The organism is Oligoflexus tunisiensis, assembly GCF_001748245.1.
Taxonomy (GTDB): Bacteria; Bdellovibrionota_B; Oligoflexia; order Oligoflexales; family Oligoflexaceae; genus Oligoflexus; species Oligoflexus tunisiensis.
In genome coordinates this window covers 655,946-673,693 of sequence record NZ_BDFO01000001.1, presented here as the reverse complement: position 1 = coordinate 673,693, position 17,748 = coordinate 655,946, and the positions used below count along the sequence as shown (strand labels likewise).

Below are 17,748 nucleotides of genomic sequence, written 5' to 3'. Positions count from 1 at the left end.
GCTCACCCTTCCGTTCAGCTGATGCGTTGGCCGGGAACGGCGTTTTTATCGGGGAAGAGCAGAGCCAGTTTGTCTCCATCTCCCGAGGCCAGGACCATGCCTTCGCTCACACCGAACTTCATCTTCCTTGGGGCCAGGTTCGCCACCATCACCGTGAGTTTGCCGACGAGTTCCTCGGGCTTATAGGTGGATTTAATGCCGGAAAAGACATTCCGCGTCACGCCACCGCCCAGGTCCAGGGTCAATTGCAAAAGTTTGCCGGCCCCTTCCACGTGTTTGGCGTCGATGATTTTCACGACCCGCAGATCGATCTTTTGGAAATCCTCGATCCCAATGGTGGGTGCAAGGTTTAATGCCGCCTCACCGGAGGGGGCGGTCTTTTCCATGGAAGCGGCGGCCAGGGCTTTGGCCTCCTCCAGCATGCTTTGAACCTGAGCCATCTCCACCCGTTTGGCGAGATGCTCATACGGGGAAATCTCGTGGAATTCCAGAATCTGCTGGGCACTGGTCCAGGTGTAAGGGTCCTCCTGGAAGAGGCGTTCCACTTTCGCGGCATAGCCGGGGAGAACCGGTTTCAGGTAAACCGTCATGATACGGAACAGGTTCAGGATCCCGGTCAGGATCTCGATCGTGGCCGCCGCATCGGTTTTCACAAGCTTCCATGGCTCATGCTTGTCGAAATATTTGTTCGCCTCATCCGCAATTCCGCGGATGGCGATGATGGCCTTGGCGAAATCGCGTTCTTCATAATGGGTGGCAATCTGCTCGCTCAAATCCTGGGCCTGGGTCACAAGCGTCCGGCCTTCCTCGGACAGTTCGCCCATTTTCCCGCCCAGCTTTTGCAGCATCTGCGCCCCGCGCGAGGCCACGTTGGTGATCTTGCCGATCAGGTCCGAATTCACGCGTGAAACAAAGTCCTCAAAATTCAGATCGAAGTCATCGATCGACGAGGACATTTTGCAGGCGAGGTAATAGCGCAGATAGTTCGGATCCAGGTGCTTCAGGTAAGTCCCTGCCGAAATATTGGTGCCGCGCGACTTGCTCATCTTCGCGCCGTTGACCTGGAGCATGCCGTGGACCATCACCTGGGTCGGTGTATTCAGCCCGGCCGCTTTCAGCATCGCAGGCCAGAAGAGGCTGTGATGATAGATGATGTCCTTGCCAATGCAGTGGAAAATTTCGTGACTGTTCCAGTAGTCTTCAAAGGTTTTGCCCCGCGCCCGCGCATAATCATCGAGCGAGGCCAGGTAACCGATGGGTGCATCGAACCAGACGTAAAAATACTTGTCGGGATAACCGGGAATCTCGAAACCGAAGTAAGGTTTATCGCGGGAAATGCACCAGGACTGCAGGTCATCCTTCAGCCACTCGTTGAGTTTCTTGGCGATTTCCGGGCCAGTGTGTTCGGGCACCCATTCCTTCAGAAAGCTTTTGAAGTCGTTGAGTTTGACAAAGACGTTCTCGCTGGCTTTCTGCACAGGGGGATTACCGCAGAGCACGCACCGCGGGTTTTTCAGTTCCTCGGTTGCATAGACCGCACTGCAGTTTTCACAGCCGTCGCCGTACTGATCCGGTGCGCCGCAGCGTGGGCAGGTGCCTTTGACAAAACGGTCCGGCAGGAACATCTTATCGAATTCGCAGTAGGCCTGTTGTAGGGTTTTGGTTTCAATATGACCCTTTTCCTTCAAGGCCGTGAAAATGCGATCCGAGATCCTCTTGTTCGAGGGACTGTTGGTCGAGCCATAGTTGTCGTAGACGATTTCAAAACCGTTAAGGTCACGCACGTGTTCGACACGCGCAGTCTCGACCAGCTGCTCAGGCGTCACGCCCTGCTTGCGGGCGTTGACCATCACCGGCGTTCCGTGAGTGTCATCGGCACAGATGTAATAGCAGTCATGGCCCCGCATGCGTTGAAAACGCGCCCAGAAATCAACCATGCAATGTTCCACCAAATGACCGATATGAACCGGGCCATTCGCGTAGGGAAGCGCCGCTGTGATAACTATTTTGCGTTTTCCGGACATTTCGAAACCTCTCCTTCCAGCATATATGCCACATCGCCACACAAGTCCTGCGGCCAGGCGGCTACTATAGAGGAATATCAAGCGAAGTGCCAGGCCCACCTGCGCATGGTTCGTCCTCAGCCGAAGGGTCCACGCGGCCGGCATGCGGGAAAGTACGTTACCCTCCGCAGGAGGGCCAGGTCGATGCGCGGCCGGCTTAAGAGAAAGAACGTTACCTTCCGCAGGAGGGCTAGGATGATGGGCGCGGTCGGCGCTCATCGGGCTTCTCACTCACCGGATCCTCCGGCCAGGCATGCTTGGGATACCGCCTTTTCAGCTCCTTCTTCACCTCATGATAACTCCCCTGCCAAAAACCAGCGAGATCCTGCGTAATCTGCGCCGGACGTCGGCTGGGAGCCAGAAGCTTCAGCAATAGAGGCGCCCGGTCCGAACAAATCCGCGGCGTGGCGGGCTGTCCGAAAAATTCCTGAATGCGACCCTCAATCCAGGGCTCCCCGGGATCCTCATAATGAATGCGAAACTTTTTCCCATTTTTCATCGTAATCTGATCCGGACACTGCCGCTGGAGGAGCACAATATCCTCATAATCCAGCTGCTCCTCAATCGCCCGTCGCAGGCTGCGACTGGCCACATCAGCCAAAGACCGGGCCCCCTCGCAAAGATGCGCCAGCAAAAGATCCAGCATATCCCCTTCAAACCGGGGCAATTTATGCGCGAACTGATGCCGATCCAAAAGCTCCACCTTCTTATGATACGCAAGAAATTCCGTCAGATCCGGAAACGCCTCCGGCCAGCGCTGTTTCACCGTCGTCAGCAGCAGCTCCTCAATCGCGGCCGCATCCGCCTGCTCCAGCACTTCTTCCAACACGAGCCGACCGTAATTCAAACTCGTCACTTTGCGGGCCCGCCCGGTCTTCTCATCCAGTCGAATATCCAGCGCGTTCTGCACGAGATGAAAGGGATCCTCCTTCAACCACTCGGTCTCCACAGCCGAAGCCACAAAGATACGGCCGCGCTGCGTATCCGCCTCTTCACTCAGAGTTTCCCGCGCGTCGATGGCCACCAGCCACTCGCGATCCCGCACCACCGACGACTCATTCAGAACCGCACCACGCCCCAGGCAGAAATTAAAATGCCGCTGCTTTCTATGCCCCGCCTGACTCGCCGCCGGTCGATACTTCGCCACCCGATCGGCAAATCCGGCAAAGATCGCCCGCCTGATGCTGGGACCATCCAAAGGCCCCAGCTCCTGCAAAGTCTCCGCTTCACAGCTCCGCCGCAAATTTTCATAGAGCTGACGGAGCCTCTGCATCTTCACAAAATCCAGATCGCGTCGGGCAACTGGTTTTTTCAGAACGCATTGCAAAAAGAGCTCCATCTGATACGTGACATCACATTCCAAATGATCCCGCGCGGCTTCGTCCCCACGCAGCAGCATGCCCTCACTGATCATAAGCGCCGCCAGCAATGCCGCACCCGGAATCCCCTGGTTTTTCCCAGCGATTATGATGCGACCGAGGCGCGGATGCAGCGGAAACTCCGCCATGAATCGACCATCCGCCGTCAGCTGGCCGTCCTTATCCAACGCGCCGAGGGACGTCAAAAGCTGAAGGTTATGCTGCAGAATGTCTTCATCCGGCGCCTCAAACCACGGCAGGGTTTCCCAGGCTTTTTTCTCGTGGGGAAGAATCGCCTGAATTTCCAGGAGCGTCTGGCAAAGGTCAATGCGTTTGATTTCGGGCTCGGTAAATTTCGGGCGCCCATTGAAATCCATCGCGCTGAACAGTCGATAGCAAACGCCCGGCGCAATACGGCCCGCGCGTCCCATCCGTTGAATGCAGGACGCCTGGCTCACCCTCTGGGTTTCAAGAGTTGGCAGACCGCTCCACGGGGCATAACCGGAAATTTTCGCCTTGCCCGTATCGATCACCCCGCGAATGCCAGGGAGCGTGACCGAAGTTTCAGCCACGTTGGTCGCCAATACCACCTTCGGCACTCCGGGATTTTGCAGCAGCAGCCGATAATTGCCCGCAAGATCAGCTGTCAAAGGAATCCAATCCGCCCGCATGCCCAGCCCATTTTTAAGCCGTTCCGTGCAACGCTGAATTTCGGCAAGGCCGCTCAAAAAAATCAGAACATTGCCTCCGCAGCGTTCATCGTCCAGAATGCGCGCCGTCGCTTGAAAAACCTGCTCCTCCAGGGACGTTTGACTGCCGCCGGGCAAATAGTCCAAAGCCACAGGATATGTGCGCCCGGGAACATTGAAGACCTGAGCCCCATCCAGATACTGTTCCAGCATGCTCGTATCGAGCGTCGCTGACATGATGAGCAGTCGGAGATCAGAGCGACGTGATTGCAAACCACGCAACAGAGCCAGCGCAATATCCGTATGGATATGCCGCTCATGAAACTCATCGAGGACCACAACATCAAAGTCCCGCAACTCGGGATCCTGCAGAAGTTTACGGGTCAAAACCCCTTCCGTCACAAACAGGAGCCGCGTGGCCGGCGAGCTTTTATTTTCCAATCGAATCTGATAGCCGACCGTTTGCCCACAGGGACTGCCGGACTGTTCCGCCACCCATTCGGCCGCCAGCTTTGCCGCCAGACGCCTGGGCTGGACCACGAGGATGCGTTGAAACTTTTGCAGAAGAGCCTGGGGAACCCTTGTGGTTTTCCCGGCCCCTGGCTCGGCTTTCAAGAGAACGGCCGGATTCCTCTGCAGGGCGGCGGCGATATCATTGAGAAATGGGTCGATGGGAAATGCAGACATGTCCGTCTCAGTTAAGGTTATCGGTCCGGTTTTACTGGAAGTTCGCCTGGAAATCCAGAAACTTGACTATTCCCAGCCAGAATGTTAACACTTGCTGCCCTTTATTCCGGATTACCAAGGAGCCCGCGTTTCATGGAAAGGCATTCCATTCAGGTCAGTTACCGTTTGAACGGCATGCGTCTTGATGCAGCCATTTCCGAGTCGATCCCTGGTCTTTCCCGCCGCCGTGCCAAAGCCATTGTCGATATGGGTGGCGCCTATGTGAATAAAAAGCGCGTCCGCATTGCCTCGAAAACCGTGGGCAAGGGCGATCGCATCGATGTCGAATACAACGAAAAACTTTTCGAGCCCGGTAAAAAGGAAGCCTTGAGCCTGAAGCCCGAGGACATTCTTTACTTCGAACACGATATCATCATCATCAACAAGCCTGCGGGTCTGCCTTCCCAGGCCACCCGGGATCAGGCTGTGCTGCATGTGATTCCCTTGCTCGATAAACTGCTCGGGGAAATGGGACATAAGAAGATGGATCTGCAGCTGGTCCATCGTCTGGACAAGGACACGACCGGTGCCCTCGTCATCGCGACCAATAAGGATAAGATGACCTTTCTCACCGATCAGTTCCGTCAGCATTCCATTCAAAAGACCTATCATGCCCTGGTCTGGGGTGTGATCGAAAAGTCTTTTGAAGTGAAATGCATGCTGAGCGCGATTCAACCCAATACCGGCAAGGTCAAGGTGGTGAAATCGGGCGGTCGCTCCTCGCAAACCCATTTTGAAGTGATCAAGGCCTACCCGAACCTGCGCGTGTCCCTGGTCAACTGCCGACCCATTACCGGACGCAGTCATCAGATCCGCGTGCATCTCGATGAAGCCGGTCATCCCATTATTGGTGACAAGGTCTATGGGGAAGGCAAACGCCATCAGCTGCCGGATGAACTCCTGCAGGCCGCCTCGCATCAACTGTTGCATGCGGCCAGCATTCGTTTTCAACCGACTCTGGATGCGGCCCCTGTGGAAGTGACCGCACCCTATCCGGAATCATTTGCGGGTTTTCTGCGGCTTGCGGACAGCCTTTGATTTTTGCGCCGTGACCGGCGTCACCTTCGGTTTTTCCATCCGCTTCCAAACCACACCACGCAAACGCTCGGGACCGGCATCTACCGGTTCCTTGATCAGCCCCTCATCCGTGCACAGAAGATAATTGAACTTGCGTGACCCGCGAGCGGCTTTTTCATCCAAAGGTCGACCGACAACCACAGCGTCCGGACCTTCGGTATTCTTCAAGGTCCGCAAGGCCATCGCGATATCAGGACTCACAAACACATAGGCGGAAGCGCCCAGACGGTGCCGATCAATACCCAGAATGCGATCGATCTTGGGCATAAGCGGTGGCTGCTGCCATTCCCATTCGCTATAGCACCAGTCACGTGCGCGTTCGAGCATCGGACAGTTGGCGCTATGCGGGCACGGGTAAAGCGCCTGATAGCCCATGGCGCAAAGTTCGTCGCGAAGCTGTTGCGCGGCGCGCGCCAAATCCTGCGTCGCGGGTTCAATCAAGGTGATCAGCCGCCGACCCTGCTTGAGACCCTGCCCTAGATGCCGCAGCATGGCCTGAGACGTCTTGGGGCTGTGCGCGATTTCATTCCAGACATAACCGAGCTGATGCCAGACGATATTTTCGTTCGCTTCATCAGCCTTGCCGCGTTCGCGCTCCAGATACTCATCCAGACGTTGCTGCCGTGTGACAAGCGTCGCTGCGGGATCGAGCTGCTGCAGGCCATGCGCCGCGGCGTCGAGAAAGGCCTTGGATTTATCGACCAGTTCAACGGAACAGGGGAGCTTCTTTTCCTCGCGGAACAAAAGATCCAGAGTCGCAAACGTCAAAGCACCGGTGCCGCAGCCCAGATCCTCGATATGAAGAGGCCGGTTCTGCTCGCGCAGCCAGCTGATGAGACCCATGCGATGTTCGACGCGCCTGAGCATGCCCTGCGTACGCGCAAGGTTCGCGAGATGAAAACCGAGAAGATAGGTCAACGCTTCCTTTTTGGGATCCATCAGGTAACGTGAGACTTCAGCCCGATTGAGCGTAAAGGCTTCCCAAAGCTCAATGAGTTCCCGACGCATTTCGGGAATCACAGCCGCGGCGAGATCCAGATCGGAAACGTCCTTGCGCGGACGGTCCAGGTTGCGAGGAGTCTTGGCAAGGCTGGCCACCGTAGCAGCCCAGATGGAATAGCTGCGCCTGCTGGTCAGCAACGTATCCGGACTTGTGGGACGGGAAATTTTTGCCATAAAACAGATCCTCTTTGATAATACCAGGGAGGACAGCTTCTAACATGGAATGAGCCAAAAGGCGACCATCCTCCTCTGGCAATCGCGGGTCTTCAATGTTAATGTGCGGCTGTTCGTGCCAACGCTGCCCGCAGCCCATCGATCAAGGGGTTATGCCGTGACTGACAATGCTGATGCTGTGCAAAAGCCAGCGCCCTTGCATATTAATAAGCCGGAATGGCTGAAAACAAAGATCCCGACGGGGGATATATTCTTCGACATCAAGCGCGATCTGCGCTCGAAAAACCTCTATACGGTCTGCGAAGAAGCCAAATGCCCGAATATCAATGAATGCTGGGCGACCAATACCGCAACCTTCATGATCCTCGGTGACACCTGCACCCGCGGCTGCCGTTTTTGCAATGTCAAGACGGGCAATCCCAATGGCTGGCTTGATCCACATGAAGGGGAAAAGACGGCTCAAAGTGTCGCCATGATGCGGCTGAAATATGCTGTTCTGACCATGGTTGACCGTGATGATCTGCCGGATGGTGGGGCGGCGCATATCAAATCGGTGTTCGATGCCATCCGCGACAAGTCACCCGCAACGCTGCTTGAATTTCTGGGCGGGGATTTCCAGGGGCGGGACAGTTCCCTTGAGGTCGTGCTGAGTTCGAAAATGGAAGTTTTCGCGCACAACATCGAAACGGTGGAGCGTCTGACCCCAAGAGTGCGGGATGCCCGCGCGTCCTATCGACAGTCGCTGCAGGTTCTGGCCCGGGTCAAGGAACTGGCGGATTATCCTGTGTTCACCAAGAGCGCCCTGATGCTCGGCCTCGGTGAAACCATGGATGAAGTCGTGCAGGCTCTCAAGGATCTGCGTGAACATCAGGTGGACTTCATCACGATCGGTCAGTACATGCGCCCTTCGAAGAAGCATCTTTCCATCAAGGAATTCGTGGAACCCCAACGATTTGATGAACTCGCTGCCATCGCCGATGAGTTGGGCTTTCTTTCCTGTGCCTCGGGCCCGCTGGTGCGCTCGTCCTATCGCGCCAGTGAATTCTATGCCAAGGCTCTGCAAAAAAGAGCGGAGCGCGCGTGAGTGTTCGTTCCCGGCTGATCACCGTTTTCCTGAAAGCGGTGCTGCGTATCGTCGCTTCCGTCCCTCCAGGCTGGATTCCCTGGCTCGCGAACGGTGTGGGAATCCTGGCGCCAAAACTTTTGAAACGGGATCGCAACCTCATCGTGAGCAATGTGCAGCGCGTTTATGGTCTGCCGGGCCACAGCTCCTTCTCCCATTCCTTTCAGCAGCAGGTCTTTCGCTCGCAATGGTGCGTGCTGATGGAAACCTTGCGGGCCAATTTCTCCAAAGAGGATCCGGTCCAGGTGGAAGGCCTCGAGGAACTGGCCCGGACCACACACGAACTGATGGCCGCGGGCAAGGGTCTTATTATCGTGACCGCACACCTTGGCAACTGGGAGTTTGTCGCGCGTTACACGGCCAAGGCCAGCGGGCGCCGTTTCAATGCCCTCGCCAAACCGTCCAAACTCCCGGAGCTGACCCGCATTCTGGATGATCTCCGGCAGCGCATGAATACGGCCGTTTTGTGGACGGACAGCAAAAATCTTCTGAAGGATATGCTGAAAATTCTCAAAGCTGGCGAATGCCTTGGCTTTGTGATGGACCAGAAACCGGAGGGACGGGTGGGGCCCCGGGTTCAGTTTTTTGAGCAGCCCACCGAATTTGTCAGCGGTCCGGCCAAACTTTCGATTCGACTGGGTTCCCCGATCCTCGCGGTTTTTTGTATGCGGACCGGGCTCCTGCAATATAGAATAATGCAGAAGCTGATTGTTCCTGCTGATCATGGTCTGACCGATGAAATTGAGCTGACGCAAAAAATGGCGACCTCCATCGAAACCGTGATCCGCCTCTACCCTGAGCAGTGGCTATGGAATTACAAACGCTGGCGTCCTTCAGTGCCTCCTTCCGCGAACGCATCCTCCGCGCCCAGCAGCGTTTAGGCAGGGCTCTGCCTTTCCTTTGCATCGAAGATTTGATTCTCATGATCACGCTGCTTGCGGCCTTTCCCGATCAACGTTCGCTCTGGATTGGGGGCACGATTTCGGGCTGTGCGTTGATTCTGCTCTTCTGGGTGCAGGGTTACACCAGCCACGCGCAGGAGCATGCGGTCATCGGACCTTTTCGCTTTGTGCGGCATCCTTTGCGTCTCAGCCTCTGGCTCCTGGCCATCGGCTTCAGTCTGGGAGCCCGCTCCTTCCCGGGACTTCTCTTCAGTCTGGGCATCCTGCCCCTGCTCTATACCTTTGATCTTTCGCATGAGGAAGCGCAGCGGCGTCGGCAAAATCTTGCAGCCTTCCGTTACGGAAAATTTGTTCCGGCTCTGGTCCCCACGATTTTTCCCTATCGCCGTGAGGCGACAGCCGCGCCTTTTTCCTGGCGCAGCGGCCTCTTTGGTTCGGACACCACGGTACGGCGACGCCTCGGCCGCTTCGTGATCGGCTGGGCCGTGCTCGTGCTCCTGGAGCGGACGATTCTGCCGGTAAAAGGCGCCTGGATTGTCTCCGGACTTTGGCTCCTTCTGCTCCTCATTCGGATCATCCTGCACCGCAAAACTCTGCGCCTCGTCTTTTCGTAAAAGCGAAAGCCCCGCAAAAATTTTTCCTTTTCCTGCTGTTTTGGCAGAAATTCCCTTGAAAAGGGACTGCCAAGTCCTTGAAACGTCTGGACGCCTGACGAATCTTGCCGCAATGGTAAAGACCATTTGGTCCGGCCTGTTTTAGTTTCAAAAACCGCAGTCGATAAGCCTGGAAAGCGGGTGAGGTAAGCCGTATGACGCCATCGCATTCCAGTAATCCCCAGCTCGACGAAGCCAACAAGTATATATTTGTGAAGGCTTACGATAAGGCCGAGCGAATGATCGAAGATCTCGTGAACAGCGAGGCCTGGCGCGATGATCTCCTCCTGCACCTGCGGCGGGTCGAGCTCGCTACCAAACTCGACACCCTTGCTCATCTGCGCAAGGTCTACGAAGAGGCTCTGGAAAAGGAGCCTGAGAACGTGACCTGGCGCATTGCGCTCATCTTTGTCGAACAGCACGGCGAATTCATTGAAAATAAGGAAGCCCTGATCCGATTGCAGGCGCTCCTGCGCACCATCGGCCCGCATCCTGCCATTTACTATGGCATTGGCTTCTGCATGGAAATCGAGAATAACCTGGAACGCAGCCGTTTCAACTACGAGCAGTGCGTGAACCTCGATCCGAACTGGTATCCCGGATACTTTGGTCTGAGTCAGATCTGTTATCAGGCCCATGATGATAAAAAAGGCGACCAGTATTTCTTCCTCTTTGAAGAGATGGCCCCTTACAACGTCTATGGGAACTTTGATACCCATCGCCGTCTGTCGAATGAATTTATGGATCGCAATGACTTTGATGCGGCTGAGATGGCCATTCAAACTCTTTCCGAATGGTGGATGGAAAACAAGGGCATCTGCCCGCCTGAAATTCAGCTCTTTGAACGCCTGGCCACAGCCCGGGTCGCTGATCTGCGTGGCGATTCCGCACTCGCCGAGCAGCGCCGTTCCCAGGCCCGTCTCGTGGCGCATCGCATCCTCGAAGATCAGATGCTGTCCGAAGGCGTCCTCTATTTCTCGGCCAAGGTTCTTGAGGAGTTCAGCGAATTCAATCTTTCGCTCGATATGTATCGCAAAATCCTGAAGGCCGAAGCTGCCAGCCCGGAAGTCATTCAAAAAATCGGCGGACAGTTCCTGTCGATGGGGGAAGTGGAGCTGGCTCATGAGCTCTTCCAGGAAGCCTACCGCGCCCATCCCGATCAACCGGAAATTCGTTTTTGCCTGCTTGTCTCCAAACTGCGACTGGCCAAGGTCAATGTCGAAGACTATCTGATCAACAAGGAGCGTTTGAAAAAACTGCTCGATTCACCGTCCGACAAGGTGGAACTTCTCAGTTTGCTCCATTCCCTGGTGGCAAAATTTCCCGAGGATCCTGATGTCCAGGGGCACATGGCGGAAGTTTACCTGCGCCTTGGCAACAAGGACAAGGCGGTGAAGCATTTCCATCGCATGTATGAGCTCGACTCCCAGAGCCGTATCACGACTCTGAAATATGCGGCTTTCATCATGCAGTTTGGTGATCCTGATCAGGCCAAACGCATCCTTGAAAACGTCAACCGCAACGATCGGATGAGTGAGGAGGAACTCTGCGAACTGCACTGGCTTCACGCCAACTATGAGTTCCGCAAGGGCCAGTTTCAAAACAGTCTGGATCAGCTGCATCAGGTTTTGCAACGTGACCCCTGGAATATCGCTTATCTGGTGCTGCAGGTCCGAAACCTGTCCGAGCTGGCCCATGGCAAGGTGGAATTCGATGTCACCGATTCCACCTTGAAGAAACTCGCCGAGAGTGACGAATCGGAATTGAATTGGCAGGAGTATGATGCCAAGACCCGCGCCCTGGCAGGAACCAGGCAGATCGCATTGGTCTATGCCCGGGAAAAGCTGCGTTTCCTCTATGGAGACGGCCAGGATCTGGTCCTGATGCGCCTCGTGCAGGCTGCCTCAGCGTATGATGCCCGCCAGGCGATTTACGACCTTTTGAAATTGCTCAATACCAATTTTGATAGTCCGGAAATCTACTGGTCGCTGGGTGTTCTGTTCAAGGAACTCTGGCAACTCGAGACGGCCAGCGTATGGTTTGATCAGATGCTCATGATTCCCTCTCTCAAAGATAAACAAAGAGCCAAGGCCTACCTTGAACAGGCCGACTGTTATATCTGGCGAGGGGTGCAGCTCGAAAAGGCCGTGGAATACGCAAAACTCGCTTTGGATCTGGGACTGACCCACGATAAGCGGCCGCTCCGGGTGCTGGCCCATGGACTCCTGAAACTGGGTAAAGTGCGGCAGGCCGAAGTGTATCTGGAAGACAACGAAGGTGATAAGGATCCTGAGGTGATTTATCTCCGTGGTTTGGTGAAATATCGCAACGGCGCCTGGCAACAGGCCAATGAAGTCTGGAAACCGCTCCTGACCCATCGCATTGAAAATTTACGTTTCCACAATATCAAGCAGGAAATCATGCGGTATTACTTCGATAAGGAGCCCTACCGCGGGATCAACTGAACAGGCCTGGGCCTTGTGTTCCACAAGGCCTTATACCCTCATCCTCCCCCCTTCATTTTTCGTGTTTATCCCAACGAAATCTCTGCATGAAACTCTCGCATCTCGAAACAATTTTTGTTGACACCGAATACGGGATGTGGAAAATGAAGCACGAGCACAACACATATCTATAAAATTCTGATGCGGCTTAGCGCATGTAGCCCAGCACCTTGAGGCATTCGCACCTCCAGACTGTGGTCCATGTCTGGGTTCGTCAGAGCCTGGTATCATCAGTCCCATACTGGTGATGGAACAGTCGGTTATTATTCTCTGCTATTCAGAAAGGAGAGGGGCGCATGCGTAAGTCAGTTACCAATTCATGCAGTGTCTGTTGTGAGGCGCGTAAAAGCCGTTCACGTGAGTTCAGTTCACATGCGTGGTCAGCTCTCACGATGTGGGGCGAGGTCGAACAAAGAACCTTCGGCCAACCCATCTGTGAAGGCTGTTATCGGGAATTGCGCGATCTTTTGATCGAGCGTTCGGAAGAACTGCATGCCATGCCCATGACCCAGCCTGATTTCGCCAGCGTTCTGGAAATGCCTTTCATGAATAAAGAGACCCCGGCCGCCCAGATTGCCAGCTAAGTAAGCTCAAGGGCTCGGCAATTTTAACCCGGCCCTGGGCAAAAATTAGTCAGATATTTCGCCCTGTTAAGCTAAAGTTCCAATCTCCTGGTCCGATACGGGTTCTGCGTGCATTGCGCAGGACAGTTCCCAGGAGGTTTGGATGGTTAAAAGTCAGAAAAATAACAGGATGCAAGGTCCTGATCCGGAATACCTGCAAGCCCTCCGGCTCTATTGGCAAAATGAGAAAGAGGGAGCACTTTCCCTGCTCAGCGAGCGCCTTGCCGATGGAAAGTCGCAGCAACCTCACCCCTACTACCGCCTCTGGATTGAAGCGCTGGCCGAAGACCAGGATGAGAGCAGTCTTCGTATTCTGCAGCGGCACATTCAAAGAAATATCAATTATCAGCATCCCAGTTGGATCGGACTCTATGCGCTGACGGGCCTCATTCATTACGAATTGGGCGAACTTGAAGCGGGCCGCATTCTGCAGCGCAAGCTCCAGCGCCACAGCTCGGATCCCTATGTCCGTGAACTCAGCCTGGTGCTCGGCGCTGATCTTTCGGAAGAGGATCAGCTGCAGGTCGCCAAAGGCATGATCAAGACCACAACGGATTACTTTGTGCTCCGGCGTGCCGCCTTGCTCGGCGTTCGTGACCAGGACTCCGCCTTCTCTCGCAAGGTCCTGGCCACCCTGCAGGAACGCATCGGGGAATGCCCCTTGGATGCGGAGATTGGCTTTCATAAGGAATTCAGTGCGAAGGAGTTTCGCAAGGCCTGGCAGTTCGCCCGCTTTCTGCGCGATGCCTTTCCCTTGAATAGCCAGTATCAGTTCTACTTCGCTTATACCTCCTATCTGATCGATCGCAATCGCACAGCTCTCGAAGAGTTTCTGAAACTGAATCGTCGCAGCCAGGAGGAGGATCCTGATGTGCTGTGTATGATCGGGGCGACTCTTCTGCAAGGTGGGCGTAAGTCGATGTCGGACAAGCTCAGAAAACGCAGCGAGTATTATTTGGAAAAGGCGCGTTCGCGTCTGAAATCCCAAGGCTTGCCAACCGACTACCCACAGGAGCTTCTCTTGCGACTCCATAAAGATGATGAAGTCCCGAATTCCGGCCGCCACTGGATCGTCAAACTCTCGGCCAAGCAATGTTATGACCTTTACCATAAACCGGAACACCGCATCGAATATTTACATCGTGCCATGGGTCCTTATGTGAAGGCCGGTGATACCTGCATGTTCGTTTCGGAAAGCCGCGTTGCCGACGGTGAAGACGTGGGGATATGGCGTCTGAATGCGATTTATAAGGCCCTATCGGACCCTGAATGGCATCCCACCCACCGCTGGCAGACCATTTTAAAACTACAGATGCGAATGGAAGTGTCGATTCCCTTGGAGATCGAGGGGAATCAGAAGGATCGCCTGCCCGACGATGGTCCCCATCGTTATGGACTTTATGAAATTGATGACTCGGCCATGGTTTGGATTGAAGACAGTGTCCGTACCTTTACGTTGGATGATCAATCCTTTGCCCAGGTCTTTGCCGAGCTGAAGTTGGCTCGCTCCGTATAAGGGTTTTTTATGAAACAGCTGATTTTGATCGGACTGCTCCTTGGGAGCATAATGCCAGCTCTTCGGGCTGAGGCACCACCCCCTCCACGCCCCTCTGAGGCGCAGCAGGAGGTCAAGGAGGAGCCTTTCGTTTCCACGGGGGAACGTGTGGAGATCCCGGACGTGGGGTTCAGTATCGTGCCGCCCAACGGCTGGCTGGTGCACAAGGAATCGCATGGTTCGTCGCTGCTCTTTGAGGCGCCCAAACAGCCTGATCAAATCTATCAGCCGACCATTCAGATCATGGTTTTCAACAAGCATCGCTATATCGATGAAGTGACCATGAAGGAGTATGGGGACCTGATCGTCGAGAAGTTCGGCAAGATTTCCAACCGCGTGTCGGGCTATCGCCTGCGTGATGCCGCCATTCAGCGTTTGGAAACAGGCGATCCTTCGATCCTGTATTATACGGAATTTCAGTATGATGATGTCCCCATCATGCAGATGCATATTCTGATCTCGTCGGCGACCAATCACTTTGTAATGACCTACACGGATCTGGCGACGGTCTTTGAGGATGAGAGTTCTCCTGGACTGGCGATCGCTTATACCTCCATGCATTCCGCCCAACTCGCAAGCGATCCACCCTGGAGGTGGCGTGGCCCCGTCCTGACGGGTATCGTCGTGCTGCTTATGCTTCTGGCCTGGTTTATGTTTCGATTTATGCGGGCGCGGCGGCTGGCTCGCCTCGGACAGCGTATCGAGGAAGAGGATAACAAGGAGATTACGGAGGACGAGGAGTCCCATTATTACAGCCGACATTCGCCGGCAACTCATGCAGAATCGCATGTGGGTGATGATGACGATTGGTCATCGGGGGGTTCACAGGCGAAGTCAGCGGCGGCGAAGAAGCCTATGCAGAGTTCGCATTTTGATGACGATGACGAACCTGAAGTTTCCGAAGTGATACCGATTTCCATGTTGGAAAAATCATTGCATCCCGGTCGGAAGCGGCGGCAGGACATGGCCCATCAGCAGCAGGCACCATCAATGCCACAGCAGCCGACAGGTGGACCGGCTTATGCCCAGCAACAGCCGATGCAGCAGCCCATGATGCAAGGGCAGCCTTATGTTCAACCACCCATGCCCTCCCAAGGCATGCCGATGGAACAACAGCAGGGTTATCCGCAGCAGCCAATGCCGCCCCAAGGCATGCCGATGGGACAGCAGCAGGGTTATCCGCCGACGCAAAATCAACCGCACGCTCAAGCACCGATGCCGCCTCAGGGCATGCCGATGGAACAACAGCAAGGTTATCCGCAGCAGCCGACACACAATCAACCGCACGCTCAAGCACCGATGTCGCCTCAAGGCATGCCGGCCGGCCAACAGCAGGCTTACGCGCAGCCGATGCAACAGCCGCAGGCTCAAGCACCGGTGCCTCATCAGCAGTCGATGGAACAGCAGCAGGCTTATGCGCAGCAGATGCCACATCAGCAGCCGATGCCTTCGCAGGGAAGGCCAATGGATCAACAGCAGGCTTATCCGCAGCAGCCGATGCAACAGCCGCAGGCTCAGGCACCGGTGTCTTCCCAGGGCAGGCCGATGGAGCCACAAGGTTATCCTCAGCAGCCGATGCAAAATCAGCCGCACGCTCAAGCACCGGGCAGGCCGATGGAGCCACAAGGTTATCCTCAGCAGCCGATGCAAAAACAGCCGCACGCTCAAGCGCCGATATCTTCACACGGTGATCCGATGCAACATCAGCCGGCTAATTCACAGGCTCAGGCACCGATGCCGCCTCATGGCACGCCGATGGGGCAACAGCAGCCTTATCCACAGCAGCCGATGCAACATCAGGCGCCGATGCAACATCAGGCGCCGATGCCGCCCCAGGGCATGCCGATGGAACAACAGCAGGCTTATGCAAACCAGCAACCCGCACCGGGACAGCCCTATGCTCAACCACCCATGCCACCGCAAGGCATGACGATGGAACAGCAGCATGCTTATGCAAATCAGCAGGCACCTCAAGGCCAGCCTTATGCTCAACCACAAGGCGTGCCCCCACAGCAGTCCTATCCCAATCAGCCAAACTCCAGGCATCCACAGCAGCCGATGCAACAGCAGCCCATGACGCCCCAGGCTTCCATGCCTCAGAATCCTGTTGCTCCACATCAAGGCATGATGCCCCATCAGCAGCCTGGCTCATCGCATCCTATGCCCCCGCAAGGCATGCCGCATGATCAGCAGGCCGTTTCCCATCAACCGATGGCGACTCAGCAGCCTGCACAGGACCGGCCCAGGCCCGGAAAAAATCCTGGTATGCAAGCGCCTGCACCCATGGCGGCACCGCCCATGCCGTCAGCACCCGAATTTGCTCACGCGTCGGCCTCGCATCCGGAGTTTATTCCCAATCTGCAACCGCAGTCGCAGCAGCCGACCTCGGAACAGCCCGCTTATGTCCACCAGGCTTATGCTCCGGCAGGCCAAACGGCTCCGAAGCCTGCTTTTGCAGGACAGCCGGCACCGGCACCTGCGCCTCAGGGCTTTGTGCCACCGCAACCGGCCGCGCCCGCGAGTCCTCAGTTTGCTCCTGCGACAGAGCCTGAACAGGAACTTCCCATCACGTCCTCGCGCATGGCACAAAGCCAGCCGAGCAAAAAGCAACCGCTCAGTCAGCAGCTCGATGATGAACCTGAGATGACCGAGGAAGCCCGTCTTTCCGAAATCCTGCCAAAGGCTGGAACGATCGAGAAAAGCAAGCCCAAACGCAAAGGCCTTTTCTGGCGGAAAAAGAAAGACGAGGATGAGGATCAGGACGAAGGCACCGATGATTCATGGCAGGTGGACTCAGGAAAAAAATCCAAGAGTAAAAAGGTCGAGGACGAAGACCTCGAACCCGGCGATTCGTGGGATGTTGCCCCTAGCAGTGATGTCCTGACCGAAAAGGACGATGATGAGCCTGCGGAGGCGGAGGCGAGTGCCGATGCCTGGGCACCCGAAGCCACGAAAAGATCGGAGCCAAAAAAAGACAGTCTGCTTAATGAAACCCAAGGTCCACAACGCCTTGTCCGTCGTGCTCCGCAAGGACCCGTGACCAAGGAAAACAACGCCAACGCCTCGGTGACCGAAGATGGGTGGAATCTAAGCCAGGTCGCGTCGGACCATGACGAAGAGGATGAGGACGAAGAAGTCGGTTGACAGCATTTCTGAATTCTGCGATAACCCATTCCTCGTTTGAGGATCGGGCGCTTAGCTCAGTTGGTTAGAGCATTAGCCTTACAAGCTAAGGGTCCACAGTTCGAATCTGTGAGCGCCCACCAGATCTTTCAGCGAGTTCAGTTTTCTGCACTCGC

11 protein-coding genes and 1 tRNA gene are annotated in these 17,748 nt (G+C 55.5%); 9 read left to right on the top strand and 3 right to left on the bottom strand.

Annotated elements, in window-relative coordinates:
• Nucleotides 1-14 precede the first annotated feature (14 nt).
• Complete coding sequence (metG, locus tag OLTU_RS03060; protein ID WP_141731289.1) at nt 15-2,024, bottom strand: methionine--tRNA ligase; 2,010 nt, start codon at nt 2,022-2,024, stop codon at nt 15-17.
• A 229-nt stretch (nt 2,025-2,253) separates the two neighbouring features.
• Complete coding sequence (gene hrpB, locus OLTU_RS03055; RefSeq protein WP_141731288.1) at nt 2,254-4,797, bottom strand: ATP-dependent helicase HrpB; 2,544 nt, start codon at nt 4,795-4,797, stop codon at nt 2,254-2,256.
• Between the two features lie 132 nt (nt 4,798-4,929).
• Between hrpB and OLTU_RS03050 the strand changes: the two genes are divergently transcribed.
• The gene (locus OLTU_RS03050; protein WP_176736289.1) at nt 4,930-5,874 is read left to right on the top strand and encodes an RluA family pseudouridine synthase; all 945 of its coding nucleotides are present in this window, start codon (nt 4,930-4,932) and stop codon (nt 5,872-5,874) included.
• Here the strand turns inward: OLTU_RS03050 and OLTU_RS03045 are convergent.
• Nucleotides 5,836-7,089: a small ribosomal subunit Rsm22 family protein gene (locus OLTU_RS03045; protein WP_141731286.1), complete on the bottom strand. Its 1,254-nt coding sequence runs from the start codon at nt 7,087-7,089 to the stop codon at nt 5,836-5,838. The genes OLTU_RS03050 and OLTU_RS03045 overlap by 39 nt on opposite strands.
• A 49-nt stretch (nt 7,090-7,138) precedes the next feature.
• Here OLTU_RS03045 and lipA point away from each other — a divergent pair, with 49 nt between their 5' ends.
• The 8 genes from lipA (at nt 7,139) to OLTU_RS03005 (ending at nt 17,715) form a co-directional block, all read left to right on the top strand.
• The gene (lipA, locus tag OLTU_RS03040; protein ID WP_141731285.1) at nt 7,139-8,173 is read left to right on the top strand and encodes a lipoyl synthase; all 1,035 of its coding nucleotides are present in this window, start codon (nt 7,139-7,141) and stop codon (nt 8,171-8,173) included.
• A complete protein-coding gene (locus OLTU_RS03035; protein WP_176736288.1) occupies nt 8,170-9,093 on the top strand; it encodes a lysophospholipid acyltransferase family protein in 924 nt (307 codons plus the stop codon). Before lipA ends, OLTU_RS03035 begins: the two co-directional genes overlap by 4 nt.
• Nucleotides 9,021-9,728 carry a hypothetical protein gene (locus tag OLTU_RS03030; protein ID WP_141731283.1) on the top strand — a complete coding sequence of 236 codons (708 nt, stop codon included), beginning with the start codon at nt 9,021-9,023 and terminating at the stop codon, nt 9,726-9,728. Before OLTU_RS03035 ends, OLTU_RS03030 begins: the two co-directional genes overlap by 73 nt.
• Nucleotides 9,729-9,922: 194 nt before the next feature.
• On the top strand, nt 9,923-12,232 hold the full coding sequence (locus tag OLTU_RS03025) for a tetratricopeptide repeat protein (protein WP_141731282.1): 2,310 nt from the start codon (nt 9,923-9,925) through the stop codon (nt 12,230-12,232).
• A 335-nt stretch (nt 12,233-12,567) separates the two neighbouring features.
• Nucleotides 12,568-12,855 (top strand): hypothetical protein, encoded by a 288-nt coding sequence (locus tag OLTU_RS03020; RefSeq protein WP_141731281.1) that lies wholly within the window; start codon nt 12,568-12,570, stop codon nt 12,853-12,855.
• A gap of 142 nt (nt 12,856-12,997) precedes the next feature.
• Entirely contained in the window at nt 12,998-14,410 is a 1,413-nt protein-coding gene (locus OLTU_RS03015; RefSeq protein WP_141731280.1) for a hypothetical protein, read from the top strand.
• 9 nt (nt 14,411-14,419) lie between these two features.
• The gene (locus OLTU_RS03010; protein ID WP_141731279.1) at nt 14,420-17,593 is read left to right on the top strand and encodes a mediator complex subunit 15 domain-containing protein; all 3,174 of its coding nucleotides are present in this window, start codon (nt 14,420-14,422) and stop codon (nt 17,591-17,593) included.
• Between the two features lie 45 nt (nt 17,594-17,638).
• Nucleotides 17,639-17,715, top strand: a tRNA-Val gene (locus tag OLTU_RS03005).
• Nucleotides 17,716-17,748 lie beyond the last annotated feature (33 nt).